Below are 18,352 nucleotides of genomic sequence, written 5' to 3'. Positions count from 1 at the left end.
TGCCTGTGGAAGAGGGGAAAAGAGTCATAATCAGTGTATTGGGCCATGACCGGGTAGGAATAATTGCGGCTATAGCTAATATTTTAGCAGATGCTAATGTAAACATTCTGGATATAAGCCAGACTATATTGCAGGAGTTTTTTACTATGATTATGGTGGTGGATACATCTACCAGCAAGCTGGAGATAGACAAAATGCGCGAGCTCCTAGTAGAAAAAGGCAACAGTCTAGGCTTACAGGTCACAGTACAGCACGAAGATATTTTCCGTTTTATGCATCGTATCTAGGTAATGACGGTTTAGGGGAGATCTAAAACGAATAACTTATAAGGGGGGACTGTTATCCCCCCTTAACTGTCAGGAGGGGTTTATTGAATGCCGTTTAGCATAAGCAAGGAAGAGATTTTGGAAACGGTTCGAATGCTCCAGATGGAAAATCTGGATATACGTACCATTACGATGGGTATTAATATTCAAGATTGCCGTGGGGATAGCGGAAAAATAACTGGTAAAAAAATTTACGATAAAATAACCTGCTTAGCGGAAAATTTAGTTAAAGTTGGGGAAGATATTGAAAAGGAATATGGTATACCCATTATAAATAAGCGTATTTCAATAACTCCGGTAGCCATGGTAGCAGGTGGATTAAAACCTGATGAAATGGTAACCATAGGTTCGTATATGGATAAAGCCGCTGGAGAGGTGGGAGTTAATTTTATAGGGGGGTTTTCAGCTCTGGTTCATAAAGGAGCAACCCGCGGAGACATAGCCTTAATTGAAGCTATTCCCGAGACCCTGGCCAGGACTGAGCGGGTCTGTTCTTCAGTAAATGTAGCCACTACCAGGGTGGGAATAAATATGGATGCGGTTTATCATATGGGATTGGTTATTAAGCGAACTGCTAAGCTGACTGCACAACGGGATGGTTTGGGCTGTGCTAAATTGGTGGTGTTCTGTAATGCTGTAGAAGATAATCCTTTTATGGCGGGAGCTTTTCACGGACCTGGTGAGCCGGAATCGACTATTAATATTGGGGTAAGTGGTCCTGGGGTTGTATTACATACGGTGCGAAAGTATCCTGACTTAGATTTGGGTGAACTAGCTAATGTAATTAAGAAAACGGCTTTTAAAGTGACCCGTATGGGTGAATTGGTGGGCCGGGTGGCCTCCGAGCGTTTAGATGTACCTTTTGGAATTATAGATCTTTCTCTGGCCCCTACCCCTGCCATTGGTGATAGTGTGGCTGATATACTTGAGTCGATGGGAATTGAGAAGGTTGGTGCTCCCGGTACTACTGCTGCACTGGCCATGCTTAATGATGCCGTTAAAAAAGGGGGAGCTATGGCTTCTTCTTATGTAGGAGGTCTTTCAGGAGCATTTATTCCTGTATCCGAAGATGAGGGTATGATAAATGCAGTAGTGGCAGGTGCCTTGTCGATAGAAAAACTAGAAGCGATGACCTGTGTGTGCTCGGTAGGGTTAGATATGATTGCGATTCCTGGTGAAACAAGTGCTGATACTATTTCTGCTATCATAGCTGATGAGGCTGCTATCGGTATGATTAACCGCAAAACTACAGCGGTGCGAATTATTCCTGTTCCTGGGAAAAAGGAAGGGGAATGGGTGGAATTCGGTGGACTTTTGGGACGTGCTCCCATCATGAGAGTTAGTAAATTTTCTTCGTCCGGCTTTATTGCCCGTAAGGGGCGTATCCCGGCTCCAATCCATTCTTTAAATAATTAATCGGTATTGACCTGATCAGAATTGGCATACTAATTTATAATTGGAGAAGTAATTACTGTTTGGGGATGGGCAGATTAAGAGCAAATGGAGGTTTGTCCTTTGGATCCTAAAAGCAGGTTACTAGAAAAAAAACAGGAATTAGAGCATCTTATTCGGGCCAAACAGGATGATTTGATGATTCCTTTAACTGAGAGTATTGATGAATTATCCCTTTATGATCAACATCCGGCTGATATTGGATCGGAACTTTACGAACGGGAAAAGGATCATGGTATACTGGAACTTTATGAATTAGAATTAGAAAAAGTGAAAGATGCGTTGGAGCGTTACAACATGGGTCAGTATGGTGTGTGTGAACAGTGTGGTCAACCTATTGAATCAGCCCGCTTGAACAGGCTGGTTAACACTACGTTGTGTTCGCATTGTGCTCATGCAGTTCAGGATAAAGTTACCAGACCGGCGGAGGAAGATATTACTACTTCCGGCGATATGTCTGATACCGGGGAAACCTTCCAAGTAGCTGGCTATGAATTATATGAACGTTAGCAGTTAACAAGTTAATAGCCAAAACGGGGCTCAGATATACTAAATTAATTATGCAGATAGTCCCATTAAGTCATAATATTCTGAAAAAAATTGCTAATTGGGACCTAAGGGTATATATTTAAATTAGAAAGGAAAGGGGGGTCGACCGCTATGAGGATAGGAGTTTTCACAGATAGTTATAAGCCTTATACCAGCGGTGTAGTTACCTCTATTTCGACATTTCAAGAGGAGCTAACCCGACTAGGGCATGAGGTTTTTATTTTTGCTCCCAGTTACCCTGATTATGATGAGCAGGAAGAGAGAGTTTACCGTTTTTACTCTTTACCTTCTCCTACTAATCCTGACTATGCTCTGGCTATTCCTATTTTGCCAGGATTAAATATGCTGGTGAAAAAGCTGAATTTGGATATAATTCATGTCCATTCCCCGTTTACCATGGGGCGGGTGGGATTACGTTATGCCCGAAAATACCATACTCCTATTGTTTTTACTTACCACACACTTTATGACCAGTATGTTCATTATGTACCGGTGGCTCAGGATTTAGCAAAAGAGATCACGATTAAATATAGTAACAACTTTTGTAATCACTGTCAGCATATCATTGTTCCCACTACTGAAGTAAAAGAAATATTAGAAGGCTACCAGATACGCAGTTCCATTTCGGTTATCCCTACCGGAGTACCTGTAAATAAATTTAAAAATGGTAATTCCCGTTGGTTAAAGGATCACTATCCTATTCCAGAAAACAACCAGGTGTTATTATTTGTGGGCAGGTTAACCAAGGAGAAAAATCTGGAATTTCTTATTCAAGCTTTTGCTGAAGTAAAAAGAAGTAAACCGGATACTACCTTAGTTCTTACTGCTCAGGGTCCTCTGGAAGACGATCTGAAAAAACTGGCTGAAAATCTGGGGCTTTCCCTTAAAAGTGATGTGATATTTACCGGAGCCTTACCATTTGACACCTTAGTACATGTGTACTATTCATCAGATCTTTTTGTATTCTCGTCGATGACCGAAACTCAGGGCCTGGTATTAATAGAAGCCATGGCCTCCGGTTTACCTGTAGTAGCAGTACGCGCTTATGGTGTTCAGGATATGGTGGATCACAATAAGAATGGTATCTTAACCACATGTGATAAGGGAGAATTTAGTTCTGCTATAGTACGCTTGCTTGATGATCCTGTTCTCTATCATAAATTTAAAAAGAATGCGCTGGTTAAAGCGGACAGCCTTTCTTCTTTAAACATGGCTATTAAGCTGGAAGAAGTCTACCAGGAGCTCTGTGAAAAGACTACCCATCGCAAAGCCAAATTTATTGATTTTGGTTCCTGGTTTGGTTCGTAAAATAGATAGTTTAAAGGGGTCTGTTTAGTAATGACAGGCCCCATTTTTGTGTGCCCGCAGGTTTCTTTTAATATAATATTGTGTTAGATTAAATTATTATAATGATGGGGAGTAAGGATTAATGAAACGAATTCGCTTGATAATTGCCATTCTTATTGGCAAGATGGCTATATACTTAAGCCGAGCGCTGGGTAATCAGGGTACTGACTTCCCGGGGCGGATAGCCCGGCGAGTTGCGCCCTGGATATTAGCAGAATTGGCTCAAAATATAAGCGAGGAAATTTTTATCATAACCGGAACTAATGGGAAAACTACTACTACCAATATGATAGCCCGCATTATAGAAGAAAAAGGTTATTCTTTTATACACAACCAGGCAGGTGCCAATATGATCACTGGTATTACTACGGCATTTATTGAAAAAACGGATATTTTGGGGAGACGAGCCTTTGACTATGCCCTTTTAGAGACTGATGAAGCTAATGTTCCCTTGTTGTTAAAGGAAGTACATCCCCGGGTAGTATTGATTACGAATTTCTTTCGTGACCAATTAGATCGCTATGGAGAACTGGATTATACTATAAATTTGATAAAAGATGCGGTACGCTATACTGATGTTGAGCTAGTTTTAAATGCTGATGATCCATTGGTAGCCCATTTCCAAAATGATACCGGGTTACACTGCTGGTACTATGGTTTCGAGGCGACCGGGTATGATCGTTTAGTCAGCGAGGAAAGCCGGGAAGGACGTTTTTGTGTTTTTTGCGGGCAGGAGCTAGTTTATAAACGTTATCATTACGCTCAGTTAGGCAAGTACCAGTGTCCGGGTTGTAATAATTGTAATCCTAGAAGGAATTTTACTGGATATGGTTTACAGATGGATCCTCAAATACATTTTATGGTTAATGACATCGAATTGACTAGTCCTTATCAAGGTTTTTATAATGCCTATAATATTTTAGCGGCAGTATCGTTAGCCAAATTAGTGGGCATTGAGGATAATACAATCCGGAATGCTATTGCTGCTTATCAACCTGAGGCAGGTCGTATGGAGCGATTTTCGATTGGGCAAAAGACGGCTGTTCTGGTGCTGGTTAAAAATCCTACCGGATTAAATCAGGCCCTGGAAGCCATTAATAATGATCCGGCGGAAAAGGCTCTATTTTTTGCCCTTAATGATAATGCCGCTGACGGCAGGGATATTTCCTGGATATGGGATGCCGATGTGGAAATTACGGCTCGGCCCGGAACCCGGATAAAAGCTGTGATTTGCTCGGGACAGCGCAGTGGTGATGCGGCGGTAAGGTTTAAGTATGCCGGATTTGATCCCCGTAACATAAGTATAGAAAGCGAATTGGAGCCTGGAATTTTAAGAGCCTTAGAAATGTCTGGTGAAACCAGTTATATTTTATCTACTTATACAGTCCTGTTTTCTTGCCGTAAAATACTCCTCAGACTTCATAAAAATAGACCGGCAGGTGAACAGGCAGAAAACAAAGATCGCCGAGGTGAATTATGGCTGAATTCGTAATTGCTCACCTATATCCTGATCTGATGAACTTATATGGAGATCGGGGTAATTTAATATGTCTGCAAAAAAGATTGGAATGGTACGGACATACCTGTAACATATGGCCCATTGCTCTGGGTGAATGGCAGGGGTTAGATGGGGTAGACATGGTATTTATGGGGGGCGGATCAGATCGTGAACAGGATTTAGTTTACCGTGATTTGGTTCATAATATTGATAAGCTGATGAAAATGGTAGAACAGGGAATGCCCGGTCTATTTATCTGTGGAGCTTATCAGTTATTGGGAAAATACTACGAGGCCTCCGACGGGAAAAAGATGGATGGGTTAGGATTATTCAATATATTTACCCAGGCTGAAACTCCTCGCCTAATTGGAAACATACTTATAGAGGCCGATTTGGGGGAATTAGTGACCGTGGTGGGGTTTGAAAACCACGCCGGTCGTACTTATCTGAATGATTCCACCCTTAAACCTTTAGGCAGAGTTTTAAATGGACTGGGCAATAATGGGAAAGATGGTACTGAAGGTATGCGCTTTAATAATCTGATCGGAACCTATATGCATGGACCCCTTTTACCTAAAAATCCCGCTGTAGCTGATTTTTTAATCCAGGCTATGGTAAACCGAAGGGGAATAAATCTGGATCGTATCCTGGATGATAGAATAGAAATGTTTGCCCACCAACAGGTAAAAAGAAAAATCATGGGTTAAAAAATAGTGGTAATACCTCTAGTGTAATAATAGGATAGCTAACCGTATATGTGGCTACCAAAATGGGCATGATATGACCAGCATTAACAAAAAAAGGGGTGTATTACCATATTACAGGAATTCTCTTCGACCTCCTCTTATGCATTTTCCGGTGAAATGGTCAAATCCCGAATGGAAGAAGTACTGCGTACCCATAACCAGGAAGTAGATAGCATTATTGAATACTTGATGCAAACCCGCGGCAAGATGCTACGCCCACGTCTAGTGTATCTATGTGCTTCTTTATATCCGGCCGATCCTGCTCGGGTAAAAGATGGGGCAGTAGCGGTTGAACTCATACATCTTGCATCTCTAGTGCATGATGATGTTATTGACAACTCTGCCTCCAGAAGAGGAAAACCCAGCTTAAATGGGCGATGTGGAAACAAAGCCAGTGTCCTGGCCGGAGATTATCTTTTCGCCACTGCCTTTAATCTTATTAACAATCATTCTCCTAAGGTGATGGATTGTATAACCGAGACCATACAAATCATGTGCTGTGGGGAGATTCAGCAGCTTTCTTTAGGTTTTAAATTGGATACTAGTTTGGAAGAATATTATGAGAAAATATTCCGTAAGACTGCCTGCCTGTTTGCCACCAGTTGTAAAGTAGGAGGTCTGGTCTCAGCTATGCCGGTAGAGGAAATTACCCTGTTGGAACAATATGGACTTTGTTTGGGATATGCATATCAGATTTTGGATGACCTTTTAGATTATGTTGGTGATCCTCAGCTGATGGGTAAACCAGTCGGGAATGATTTATCTCAGGGGAATATTACCTTACCGTTAATTCTACTGATGCAAAATCCTAAACACCGGATTTTAGTGGAAGGTTGGGGCAAAGAGGGGCGTTTCGCTAAAAACAATATTCGCAGGGTGGTGAACCTTATCCATAATAGTGGGGTTATTACTGAATCTTTAGAAGTAGTTCATAGTTTTATTGTGTCTGGTTTAGAACTTTTAAAGGGATTGCCGGAAGTACCCGCCCGCCATATACTGGCCAACATGGGTGAAGGAATTATAGACATTTATTACCGGCAAACCGGAGAAAACAGGAGGAGAGAATTTGGAACCCCGAGTTAGGTCGACCGCTATTAACCACCATCATCCTGCCCGTATTTCAGCCAGCAGTAGTGCCCTTTTCCCTTATATCTTTAAAATCTTACCAGCTGTGCAAAAGGTTTTGAAAGAATGGCGGCATAAAGCGGGGGTGTATCTGGAACCGGACCTGCAACAGCAAGCATTGGCCAGCCTTAAATATAAGGCTTTTCACTGCCAGGGGGGAGCAGTGTATGCTACGCTTTCTCATAACCCATATCTTCTCCGCTTTATCATTGCCTACCAGACTATATGTGACTATTTGGATAATCTATGCGATCGGGCCGGATATACAGATGGAGAAGCCTTTAACCAATTGCACCAATCCCTTTTAGATGCCCTCGATTGTGACCGGACCATAAGTGAATATTATGGCCAATATCCCCTTAAAGGCGATCATGGATATTTAAATGCTTTGGTGGAAGAATGCCGGCACTGTTTGTACAGGATGCCATCCTATGTTCAGGTGAAACCCGAAATTATGAAACTGGCTAAATGGTATATCCGGCTACAGGTGGAAAAACATGTGGATTTAAATATAAGAGAAGCTAGATTAAAAACCTGGGTAAAGGAGGAATTTGTTCATTACCCAGATTTTTTATGGCAGGAATTGGCTGCTGCAGCAGGGTCTACCTTGGCTATATTTTCCTTGGTGGCGATAGCTGGCCGGAAAGATGTACCAGCATTTCTAGTAAATCAATTAGCAAGTACTTACTTTCCCTGGATTTGCTCTTTACACATCCTGCTTGATTATCTTATTGACCAACAGGAGGATCGGGAGGGAGGAGATTTAAACTTTACTTTTTATTACCAGGGAACGGAAGAAATGGAGACCAGGTTAGAGTATTTAGTAGAGCAATCTCTGCAAAAGGCGGCCCATCTTCCTCAATCATCTTTTCACGGTACGGTGGTGATCGGCCTGCTGGCTATGTACCTATCCGATATTAAGGTCAAACAGCAAGGATTTCAGCCGTTGCGAAACAATTTATTAAGATTAGCCGGGGGAAGTGCCCGGGTGACTTACTGGTTATGCCGGATGGTAAGAGTTTTCCTTTAGTCCTTTGCGACCCGGTAAAGGTAACGGTTACTAGCCGGCAAACGGGGGAATGGATAGTTTTTAATGGTTAGATTGGTAAGGTGTCCGGATGTTTTTTAGCCACTTTTTGCGCCGGTAAATAGTAATGTATACCAGGGTACGGATTAACCAATCCATAATATATAGTATCCATACATAAATGATGTCCAAGTGCCACACCTTTATAAAAACGTATAAAAGGGGTAACCGGTAACCCCAGGTAGCCAGTGTACTGATCAGCATAGGGGTACGGGTATCTCCGGTTCCTTTTAATATTCCCTCTATAACCATACTGGTGGCTATAGTTAGCTGTTCCAGTGAGGCTAGCCGGATAATACTTCCCGCCAGGTTAATAATATGCTGGTCATTGGTAAAAATAGCTGCAATTTGGAAAGGAATCAAGGCAAATAGTAAGGCAAAAATACCCATCACGAGCAGGCCAAATTCGATGCTTCCCCGGGCCGCTTTCACAAGGCTGCTCTGGTTGCCAGCCCCTACATTTTGCCCTACTAGTGTGGTGGCGGCTACAGCGATTCCAAAACCGGGCATAAAGGAGATTGATTCCACGGTAAGAGCTACCTGATGAGATGCATAAGCCATTGTTCCCAAGTAGACCAGTAGATAAATGGAGATAAGATTACTGGCGTTGAAAAAAAACTGTTCAGCCAGGCTGGGAATTCCTAAATTAAGAATACGCCGAAAAACGGCTGGATCTATACGTCCTACATGGCCCCATCGGATCGTAAGACCTCCTTTTCCAGACATAAGCATATAAATGGCTAGTGCAAAGCCTAGGCTATGAGCCAGGGCAGTAGCCCAAGCTGCTCCAGCTACTCCCAGGGCAGGAAAACCAGCTAATCCGTATACCAGAACGTAATCACCAACTATATTAAAAATATTAACGATTAACGCAATGACCATAGGAATATCAGTTCGTCCCAATCCCCGGAAAATAGAATTGGTCATATAAAGTATTAAAGCCAGGGGGGTGATGCGGAAAGTAATGATCAGGTAATCACGAGCCTGTCTAAACACATCTGTTTCCACAGCGAATAATCCCAAGATTTTATCAGTATACACAAGCCCGGCAATCATAGCTATAATGCCTAATATAGTTGCCAGTAGCAAAGTATGCACAGTCACTCGTCTGGCCTCGGATAAATTACGGGCCCCGACGGCCTGGGCAACCAGCACTGCTGAACCGATGGCCAGTGCTTCCATAAACAGGACAATGGAAAAGAAAATTTCTGATCCCAGGCTGACAGCAGCCAGCGGAATTGCTCCTAACCTGCCGACAATGGCTATATCAACAACTCCGATAACCATATACATAATCATTTCCACTATAGCCGGACCGGCAATACGCATAATTTGTTGGCGTAATGACTTGTCACTAATTAATACCAGCATAAAAATTCTCCTTATTATATACCCGGTGATTATAGCATAAACACAACTAGAGAAGATAGTTTTATGTTTTTCTTGAATTTTGCAGTATAGTTGCCTAAAATGGGTTACGTGAGTCATGGAAATTAAGGATGGCAGGAGGTCTGTGGGTGAGGTTCTGGTTAAGCTTTATATTAGTTTTGATTTTTGATCAGGTTAGTAAATGGCAGGTAACTACCTGGTTATCGCTGGGTGAGAGTCATCCGCTGATAAATGGTTTTCTATACCTTACTTATGTGCAGAACCAGGGAGCCGCCTTTGGAATATTACCGGGTAAATCCTGGTTTTTCATCGTCGCTGCGGCTCTGGTTATGTTTGGACTAGTTGTATATAACTTGAGACATCCACTGCCGGATTTCTTACGAATAATTCTGGGAATAATAGTTGGCGGGGCGGCCGGCAATTTTGTGGATCGCTGGCGTTTTAATTATGTAATCGATTTTTTGGACTTGCGCTGGTGGCCAGTTTTTAACCTGGCTGATATGGCCATTGTCGGTGGAGCAATCCTTCTAATCATCTATGTGCTCCGTCATGAAGAGGTGGGCTGATATGAAAAAGGTAACCCTACTAGTGCCAGAAGAAGCGGAAGGCGATAGATTGGATATTTTTGTAGCGGAGAGCCGGGAAGATTTATCGCGCTCCATGGTTAAAGATATTATTACTTCCGGTAAACTTTCGGTAGACGGCCAGGTAAAAAAACCAGGCTACCGGGTAAAGGAAGGGGAAGAAATTAGCGTAGAAATTCCCCAGCCCAGTGCTGTTTCCTTGGAACCACAGCCTATTCCTCTTACGATTATTTACCAGGATAAGGACCTGGCGGTGATTAATAAACCGAAGGGATTAGTAGTTCACCCTGCCCATGGCAATTGGGATAACACTTTAGTTAATGCTCTGTTATACCACATAAGGGATTTATCCGGTATTAATGGGGAAATAAGGCCAGGTATTGTCCATCGCCTGGATAAAGATACCTCAGGGGTTATGGTAGTCGCTAAAAATGATTATGCTCATCGTCACCTGGCCAGACAAATTAAGGATCACTCTGTGAACCGAGAATATATCGCTCTGGTCCATGGAACCATTCAGGAGAATGTGGGGACTGTAGATGCTCCTATTGGCAGGAGCCGTCAGGATAGGAAAAAGATGGCGGTAGTTCCGGAAGGACGTTCTGCGATAAGCCATTACCAGGTAATGGATCGTTTTAGTCAATATACCCTGGTAAAAATAAAACTGATGACAGGGAGAACCCACCAGATTAGGGTACATTTTTCCTATATTGGCCATCCGGTTGTAGGAGATCCTTTATACGGTCCACATAAGCAGCATCTGGGGTTCACCTCCCAGGCATTGCATGCGCACCTGCTGGGTTTTGAACACCCAACTGCCGGAAAATATATGGAATTTAGGTCAGATCTTCCTATAGAAATGTCTTGTATACTTAATAAATTAAAGATTTCCGATTGACATAAATAGGCGGCTTGATTAGAATCATGTAAGAACCTTTAAGTTGGCCCCGTGAGGCTAGCAAGGATGACGGGAAAAGTATGCCTGCCATGGCCTTCGGGACTGGCAGGCATTGTTGTATGGCAGATTAGGAGGATGGCATATGAAACTGCGAGATAAGAATACCATCATGGATGCCATGGCAATTAAGAGGGTATTAACCCGTATATCCCATGAGATAATCGAAAAAAATAAAGGGGTAGAGAGGGTAGCCTTGGTAGGTATCCGGAGACGGGGGGGGCCTCTGGCGGAGCGGCTTGCTGCTCGTATTTCTGAGATCGAAGGGATAAAAGTACCGGTAGGTATTTTAGATATTACCCTTTACCGGGATGATTTAACGACTCTGGCTTCGCAACCACAGGTTCACCGCACTGAGGTGGATTTTAACATAAATGGTATGAACATAGTTTTGGTTGATGATGTGCTTTATACAGGTAGAACTATTCGAGCAGCCATGGATGCTTTAATAGATCTGGGGCGGCCCAAATGCATCCAATTGGCGGTCCTGGTGGACCGGGGGCACAGGGAGTTACCTATAAAAGCCGATTTCATTGGTAAAAACGTTCCCACCTCCAGACAGGAAAACATTTCCGTAATGATTGAGGAGATCGATGGAAAAGATGAGGTGGTTATACAAGAGATTGTGGACGAATAGTTAAATCCCCTTTAATATGGTCCCGAGAGGCCAGCAAGGGAATGTCCGCGAACAAGAAGGAGCCTTCCTTGCTGGCCCGGCGAGGAAGGCTTTTTAATTTTGGTGTCAATTGAAAGGAGGCAGAGGTTTAAGTGGAGCGCAAAGATTTACTAGGATTAAAAGACTTAAGCCGGGAAGAAATTGAGTTTATTTTGCATACTGCCGTTCCCATGAAAGATATTATAAAAAGGGACATTAAAAAGGTACCTACTCTGCGGGGAAAGGCCATGGTTACTGTATTTTATGAAAATAGTACGCGTACGCGTACGTCATTTGAGATAGCTGGGAAATACCTTTCTGCTGATACTGTCAATCTAGCTGTTTCTACCAGTAGTGTGCAAAAAGGTGAAAGCCTCAAAGACACCATCAAGACCATGGAGGTTATGGGGTTTGATTTGGTTGTTATCCGCCACTCTATGAGCGGAACCCCTCATTATGTGGCCCGCAATACTTCAATGGCGGTCATCAATGCCGGGGATGGGACTAATGAGCATCCTACTCAGGCTTTACTAGATCTGTTTACTATAAAACAATATAAAGGGACTCTGGAGGGCTTAAAGGTGGCTATTGTCGGAGATATACTGCATAGCCGGGTAGCCCGTTCCAACATCTATGGTCTCAGTAAGTTTGGCTGTGAAATACGGGTGGTTGGACCATCCACCTTAATACCACCAGGTTTAGACAGGCTAGGGGTAAAAAGCTACTATAGCATGGACCAGGCTCTTAAGGGAGTCGATGTGATTAATGTGCTGCGTATACAGAGGGAACGTCAGCAAAGCGGCCTGTTTCCTTCTCTGGATGAATATGCCAATCTTTATATGTTAAGGCCGGAGCATCTCACCCGGGCGAAAGATGATGTGCTAGTGTTACATCCCGGTCCCATGAACCGAGGAATAGAGATATCTAGTGAAATTGCTGATTTCGGCCCGGCGGTAATAAATGAGCAGGTTACTAACGGGGTAGCAGTACGTATGGCTTTGTTATTCCTGATGATGGGGGGTTCCAGGGATGAAATTACTAATTAAAGGTGGACAAGTGATTGATCCGGCCAATGACATAAATGAAATACGGGATGTACTGATAGAGGATGGGCTAGTTAAAGCGGTTGAAGCAGGCTTAAGCATTTCCGATGGTGAGATTCTTGAAGCCCAGGGGAAGTTAGTGTGTCCTGGGTTTATTGACATGCATGTTCATTTACGGGAGCCGGGTTTTGAATATAAAGAAGATATAGCTTCTGGAACCAGGGCTGCGGCTGCGGGTGGATTCACTACTGTCTGTTGCATGCCTAATACTAGTCCAGTTATAGACAATGCTGCGGTAGCCTCTTTTGTTCGTGAACGGGCCCAACGAGCCGGAGTAGTCAATGTTCACCCTATAGGGGCAATATCTAAAAATCAAGAGGGAAAAGAACTGGCTGAAATAGCTGAACTGGTAGCAGCCGGATGTATAGCTATATCTGATGATGGTAAATCAGTTGAAAAGTCTAATATCATGCGTAATGCCCTGGATTACGCCCGAATGTTCGATATTCCCGTCTTATCACATTGTGAGGAACCAAGTCTTTCCCGGGGTGGATTAATGCATGAAGGTTTTTATTCCACCATTTATGGATTAAAAGGTATTCCGGCTGAGGCCGAGGAGGTTATGGTAGCCCGGGATATACTATTGGCGCGTCTCACTGGTGCCCGGCTGCATATTTGCCATATTTCTACCGCGGGGGCTGTGGAGATGGTACGACAGGCCAAAGCAGAGGGGGTGCTGATTACTTGTGAGGCAACTCCCCACCACCTTTTACTTACGGATGAGTTACTGGGTTCCTATAATACTGATGCCAAGGTCAATCCGCCTTTGCGTTCACAAGAGCATGTAGACGCATTAATAGAGGGACTTAATGATGGTACTATAGATTGTATAGCTACTGATCATGCCCCCCATCATCTGGAAAGTAAAGACTGCGAGTTCGAACTGGCTGCCAATGGTATTTCCGGTTTGGAAACAGCCATTCCGGCCTTGATGAGTCTAGTAGCAGAAGGACGAATTTCTCTAACCCATATGATTGAACTATTTACGATCGGACCTGCTGGGATTTTAAGCCTGGACCGGGGCACACTATCCCCGGGGAGTGTAGCCGATTTGACTATTATTGATCCGGAGATGGTAAAATCGGTAGATACTAAGAAGTTTTATTCCCGGGGTAAAAATACCCCCTTTAAAGAAAGAGAATTTAAAGGTTGGCCGCATGCGACCATAGTAGCAGGCAGGCAGGTTGCCCTTAAGGGCACAATAATGCAAGGAGAGATGAAGTGATGAAAGGGTATCTAGTACTAGAAAATGGCCGGGTGTTTGAGGGTAAATTGCTTAATGATTGTCTGCTGGCAGAAGGTGAAATTGTATTTAGTACTGCTATGATCAGTTACCAGGATATTATTACTGATCCGTCTTACTATGGTCAGATTGTAGTTATGACTTATCCTCTGGTAGGCAACGTAGGTTTCAATGAAAAGGGATTTGCCTCCAAAGGGGCTATGGTTAAGGGCCTGGTCTTGCGGGAGGCTACTGATTTTCCCAGTCATTATGAAATGGAAATAGATCTGATTACTTTTCTTAATAAAAGTGAAATTGCCGTACTTACCGAAGTGGACACCCGGGCATTAACCCGCGCTATCAGGTCTAATGGGGTTATGGGAGGGGTTATCACTGATAATCTGGGTAATCTGGATTGGTTGATTACCCGGGCGGAAAAGGCGGCTAGCAATTTACAGGGAGACCAGGTTCGTTATGTTACCCGTAGAAATACTATGAAGTTTGGCTATGGTAATAAGCGGGTGGTATTAGTTGATTTAGGCACTAAACGAGGGGTTATTGACTCATTTAATCGACGTGAATGTGAAGTTATAGCCGTTCCAGCCGACACTAAGGCATGTGAGATTATGCGTTTAAAACCGGACGGGATTGTTATTTCTGATGGACCCGGTGATCCTCAAGCGGTACCGTATGTTATTCAGAGCTGTAAAGACCTGGTGGGGGAAAAACCCATGTTTGGCATAGGGTTAGGACATCAGATATTAGCTGTGGCTATGGGGGCCGGAACACAACGCCTTAGTTTTGGCCATCGGGGAACTAATCACCCGGTACGTAATCTGGAAAATAACCGTATTTATATTACCACCCAAAACCACGGGTTCATTATAAATGAAGATTCGTTAGAAGGTACTGAGTTAGAGGTTACTATGCGTAGTGTAAACGACAACAGTATTGAAGGTATCAGGCACCGTAGGTTACCGGTATCTTCGGTTCAGTTTGATCCAGAAGGTTATCCCGGCTATAGTGATACCGGTTTCTTCCTAGATCGATTTGTTAACCAATTATAATTTGTGATGGAGGAGATTATATGCCCCTGATACAAGGATTAAAAAAGATTATGGTCATCGGATCCGGCCCTATTATTATTGGACAGGCGGCTGAATTTGATTATGCTGGAACCCAGGCCTGTCAGGCTCTTAAAGAGGAAGGAATCGAAGTTGTTTTACTTAACAGCAACCCGGCTACCATTATGACCGATACTAATATTGCCGATCATGTGTATATTGAACCTATCACCGTTGACACTGTGACCAAAATACTAGCTAAAGAGAAGCCAGATGGTATTATCGCCAATCTAGGCGGGCAGGTAGGTTTGAATATGGCCCTGGCTCTGGATAAAGCCGGTATTCTAAAAAAGACGGGAGTCCCTTTACTGGGTATGCCCCTGGATGCCATAGTAAGAGCCGAGGATAGAGAGCTATTTAAAAAGACTATGATGGAAATAGGTCAACCAATTCCCGAGAGTGATATTGTCCATACGGTAGAGGAGGCAGTTGCTTTTGCTGAAGGGATTGGTTACCCGGTTATTGTCCGGCCCGCCTACACCCTGGGAGGAACTGGTGGAGGTACTGCTTATAATGAGAATGAACTGCGCCGGATTACAACTAAAGGATTAAAAAACAGCCCTATAAAACAGGTGTTAATTGAAAGAAGTGTAGCTGGTTTTAAGGAAATAGAGTTCGAAGTAATGAGAGATGCTAATGACAACTGTATAACCATATGCAGCATGGAGAATATTGATCCGGTAGGCATCCATACGGGAGATAGCATAGTAGTAGCTCCGGCACAGACTTTAACTGATGAAGAATACCAGATGTTAAGGGCAGCTTCTCTTAAAATTATTCGTTCTTTAAAAATTGCCGGTGGTTGTAATGTGCAGTATGCTCTGGATCCGTTTAGCAAGAAGTACTACGTCATTGAAGTTAATCCCCGGGTAAGCCGTTCCAGTGCACTGGCTTCTAAGGCTACTGGATACCCTATTGCCAGGGTAACTACTAAAATTGCTATCGGTTATAACCTGGATGAAATCCCCAATGCGGTTACAGGTAAGACCACGGCTTGTTTTGAACCGGCTGTAGATTATGTGGTTTTAAAGGTTCCGCGCTGGCCCTTTGACAAGTTTGTCTTTGGTGACCGGCGTCTAGGTACCCAAATGAAAGCAACCGGTGAGGTAATGGCTATTGACCGTAGTTTTGAAGCGGCTTTTTTAAAGTCTATCCGCTCACTGGAAATCGGACTTACCGGTTTATGCCTGCCTGAACTAGTGGAAATTGATGATCAAAGTTTACGTGATCGTTTAAAAAATGCTGATGATGAGCGGATGTTTATCATTGCCGAGGCTTTTACCCGGGGATTTTCCATAGAAGAGATCTGGGAAATAACCCGTATTGATAAATATTTTCTCAAAAAAATTAAAAACATTATTGATTTTTCATTCCTTATCAAGGAAAAAGAGCTAACAGCCGAACTATTAAAAGAAGCTAAAAAGCTTGGTTTTTCCGATATAGAAATTGCTGAGATTAAGGGTGTATCAGAAAAAGAAGTGCGTTCCCTGCGCAGGCAAATGGCCATAAATCCAACCTATAAATTGGTTGATACCTGTGCCGCCGAATATGACGCGAATACCCCTTATTTCTATTCCTGCTATGAGGAGGAAAATGAAGCCACCCATGATCCCAATGCCCAAAAAGTGCTGGTTATAGGTTCTGGCCCCATCCGCATCGGACAAGGCATTGAATTTGATTACTGTTCAGTTCATTGCGTGTGGGCTTTGCGAGAAATCGGTGCCAAGGCCATCATCGTTAATAACAACCCGGAAACAGTAAGTACCGACTTTGATACCTCTGATCGGCTATATTTTGAACCCCTTATTTTGGAAGATGTTATGAATATTATTGCTGAAGAGCAGCCAGAAGGGGTTATTGTACAATTTGGAGGCCAGACTGCTATTAATCTGGCTGCTCCCTTACATGAGGCGGGGGTAAAAATTTTAGGAACCAGTTATGATAGCATTGACCGGGCTGAAGATCGGGATCGTTTTGATATGCTGGTTGAACAACTGGGGATTCCTCGTCCACCTGGAAAGACTGTATTCTCAGTAGAAGATGCCGTTAAAGCAGCAGAAAATATCGGGTTTCCGGCTTTGGTAAGACCATCTTATGTACTGGGTGGTCGGGCCATGGAAATTGTCTACAATAATAATGAACTAAGAAAATATATGGAAACAGCTGTTAATGTTAATAAGGAACATCCTGTGCTGGTTGATAAATATTTGCTGGGTAAGGAGATCGAAGTAGACGCGGTTTGTGATGGAACTGATGTGGTGATTCCCGGTATTATGCAGCATATAGAACGTGCCGGGGTCCACTCCGGTGATAGTATGGCGGTATTTCCTGCTTACGATATTACCCAGGAAATCCAGGATAAAGTAGTGGACTATACGCGTAAACTAGCCCTGGAACTGGGTATCAAAGGGCTTATTAATATTCAATTCGTAGAGTACCAGGGGGAGCTGTACGTACTGGAAGTAAACCCGCGTTCCAGCCGGACAGTACCTTTCATAAGTAAGGTAACTGGTGTACCTCTAGTTAAGCTGGCTACACAAATCATGTTAGGCATGAATTTAGGAGAACTGGGCTATAAAGATGGACTGCAGCTCCAGCCTGACTATTATGCTGTAAAAGTTCCGGTATTCTCGTTTAACAAGCTGGAAAATGTAGATATTACTCTGGGGCCGGAGATGAAATCCACCGGCGAGGTCATGGGTATTGATTATTCACTTAAAACAGCTATATATAAAGGATTAATTGCTGCCGGGGTAGAAATACCCCAGCAGGGAAATATTGTAGCAACAATCGCAGACAAGGACAAGGATGAGGCAGTTCCTATCCTCAGGGATTTTGAAAGCCTGGGGTTCCGGTTGTTTGCCACTGAGGGAACAGCAGATGCTTTGCGAAAAGCCGGTGTTAAAGTGGAGCCAGTCAAAAAAATTAAAGAGGGTTCGCCTAATATAGTAGATCTTATCCGTGAAGGCCGGGTGGATTGCTGTGTAAATACGCTTACTCATGGCAGAAGGCCTTATTCTGATGGATTTCAGATTCGCCGGGCCGCCGTTGAATTAAGCGTACCATGTTTGACTTCACTAGATACCTTGCGGGTTTTACGGGAGGTTATTCGGGAAGGTGAACATCTGGCCAACCTGGAGGTCGGATCACTACAAGAGTATGTAGCGCACCATCAGGGGAGGTTATAAAC

The 18,352-nt window shown here is 43.4% G+C and carries 16 protein-coding genes; 15 read left to right on the top strand and 1 reads right to left on the bottom strand.

The features are described 5' to 3' along the window. Nucleotides 1-5 precede the first annotated feature (5 nt). The 8 genes from ACZ5Q0_RS01195 (at nt 6) to ACZ5Q0_RS01160 (ending at nt 8,073) form a co-directional block, all read left to right on the top strand. On the top strand, nt 6-287 hold the full coding sequence (locus ACZ5Q0_RS01195; protein ID WP_446819896.1) for an ACT domain-containing protein: 282 nt from the start codon (nt 6-8) through the stop codon (nt 285-287). Nucleotides 288-374: 87 nt separating this feature from the next. After that, nucleotides 375-1,742, top strand: a complete 1,368-nt coding sequence (locus ACZ5Q0_RS01190) for a PFL family protein (RefSeq protein ID WP_446819897.1) — start codon at nt 375-377, stop codon at nt 1,740-1,742. 99 nt (nt 1,743-1,841) lie between these two features. After that, nucleotides 1,842-2,288, top strand: coding sequence for a TraR/DksA C4-type zinc finger protein (locus ACZ5Q0_RS01185; RefSeq protein ID WP_446819898.1), 447 nt, complete (start codon nt 1,842-1,844; stop codon nt 2,286-2,288). 150 nt (nt 2,289-2,438) lie between these two features. Beyond that, the gene (locus ACZ5Q0_RS01180; RefSeq protein WP_446819899.1) at nt 2,439-3,635 is read left to right on the top strand and encodes a glycosyltransferase family 4 protein; all 1,197 of its coding nucleotides are present in this window, start codon (nt 2,439-2,441) and stop codon (nt 3,633-3,635) included. A gap of 121 nt (nt 3,636-3,756) precedes the next feature. Continuing rightward, nucleotides 3,757-5,166, top strand: a complete 1,410-nt coding sequence (locus ACZ5Q0_RS01175; protein WP_446819900.1) for a DUF1727 domain-containing protein — start codon at nt 3,757-3,759, stop codon at nt 5,164-5,166. Continuing rightward, a complete protein-coding gene (locus ACZ5Q0_RS01170) occupies nt 5,151-5,879 on the top strand; it encodes a type 1 glutamine amidotransferase (protein WP_446819901.1) in 729 nt (242 codons plus the stop codon). Before ACZ5Q0_RS01175 ends, ACZ5Q0_RS01170 begins: the two co-directional genes overlap by 16 nt. Before the next feature lie 156 nt (nt 5,880-6,035). After that, on the top strand, nt 6,036-7,001 hold the full coding sequence (locus tag ACZ5Q0_RS01165; protein ID WP_447182649.1) for a polyprenyl synthetase family protein: 966 nt from the start codon (nt 6,036-6,038) through the stop codon (nt 6,999-7,001). Beyond that, nucleotides 6,985-8,073: a tetraprenyl-beta-curcumene synthase family protein gene (locus ACZ5Q0_RS01160; protein ID WP_446819903.1), complete on the top strand. Its 1,089-nt coding sequence runs from the start codon at nt 6,985-6,987 to the stop codon at nt 8,071-8,073. The genes ACZ5Q0_RS01165 and ACZ5Q0_RS01160 overlap by 17 nt, the downstream gene beginning before the upstream one ends. A 60-nt stretch (nt 8,074-8,133) precedes the next feature. On the opposite strand, the gene ACZ5Q0_RS01155 is transcribed toward ACZ5Q0_RS01160, so the two are convergent. Further along, a complete protein-coding gene (locus tag ACZ5Q0_RS01155; protein ID WP_447182648.1) occupies nt 8,134-9,501 on the bottom strand; it encodes an MATE family efflux transporter in 1,368 nt (455 codons plus the stop codon). 146 nt (nt 9,502-9,647) lie between these two features. Between ACZ5Q0_RS01155 and lspA the strand changes: the two genes are divergently transcribed. From lspA to carB, 7 genes are all read left to right on the top strand, one after another. Next, nucleotides 9,648-10,085, top strand: a complete 438-nt coding sequence (gene lspA / locus ACZ5Q0_RS01150; RefSeq protein ID WP_446819905.1) for a signal peptidase II — start codon at nt 9,648-9,650, stop codon at nt 10,083-10,085. 1 nt (nt 10,086) lies between these two features. Then, nucleotides 10,087-11,001, top strand: coding sequence for an RluA family pseudouridine synthase (locus tag ACZ5Q0_RS01145; RefSeq protein ID WP_446819906.1), 915 nt, complete (start codon nt 10,087-10,089; stop codon nt 10,999-11,001). A gap of 142 nt (nt 11,002-11,143) precedes the next feature. Continuing rightward, nucleotides 11,144-11,695, top strand: a complete 552-nt coding sequence (gene pyrR, locus ACZ5Q0_RS01140; protein ID WP_446819908.1) for a bifunctional pyr operon transcriptional regulator/uracil phosphoribosyltransferase PyrR — start codon at nt 11,144-11,146, stop codon at nt 11,693-11,695. Nucleotides 11,696-11,826: 131 nt separating this feature from the next. Continuing rightward, nucleotides 11,827-12,759 carry an aspartate carbamoyltransferase catalytic subunit gene (locus ACZ5Q0_RS01135; RefSeq protein WP_446819909.1) on the top strand — a complete coding sequence of 311 codons (933 nt, stop codon included), beginning with the start codon at nt 11,827-11,829 and terminating at the stop codon, nt 12,757-12,759. Next, a complete protein-coding gene (locus ACZ5Q0_RS01130; protein WP_446819910.1) occupies nt 12,743-14,041 on the top strand; it encodes a dihydroorotase in 1,299 nt (432 codons plus the stop codon). The genes ACZ5Q0_RS01135 and ACZ5Q0_RS01130 overlap by 17 nt, the downstream gene beginning before the upstream one ends. Further along, nucleotides 14,041-15,105 (top strand): carbamoyl phosphate synthase small subunit, encoded by a 1,065-nt coding sequence (locus tag ACZ5Q0_RS01125; RefSeq protein ID WP_446819911.1) that lies wholly within the window; start codon nt 14,041-14,043, stop codon nt 15,103-15,105. The genes ACZ5Q0_RS01130 and ACZ5Q0_RS01125 overlap by 1 nt, the downstream gene beginning before the upstream one ends. 20 nt (nt 15,106-15,125) lie before the next feature. Continuing rightward, nucleotides 15,126-18,350, top strand: coding sequence for a carbamoyl-phosphate synthase large subunit (carB, locus tag ACZ5Q0_RS01120; RefSeq protein ID WP_446819912.1), 3,225 nt, complete (start codon nt 15,126-15,128; stop codon nt 18,348-18,350). Nucleotides 18,351-18,352 lie beyond the last annotated feature (2 nt).

The organism is Syntrophomonas erecta subsp. sporosyntropha, assembly GCF_055395365.1.
The sequence above is the reverse complement of the archived record's forward strand: the minus strand, read 5'-3'. Positions and strand labels throughout refer to the sequence as shown.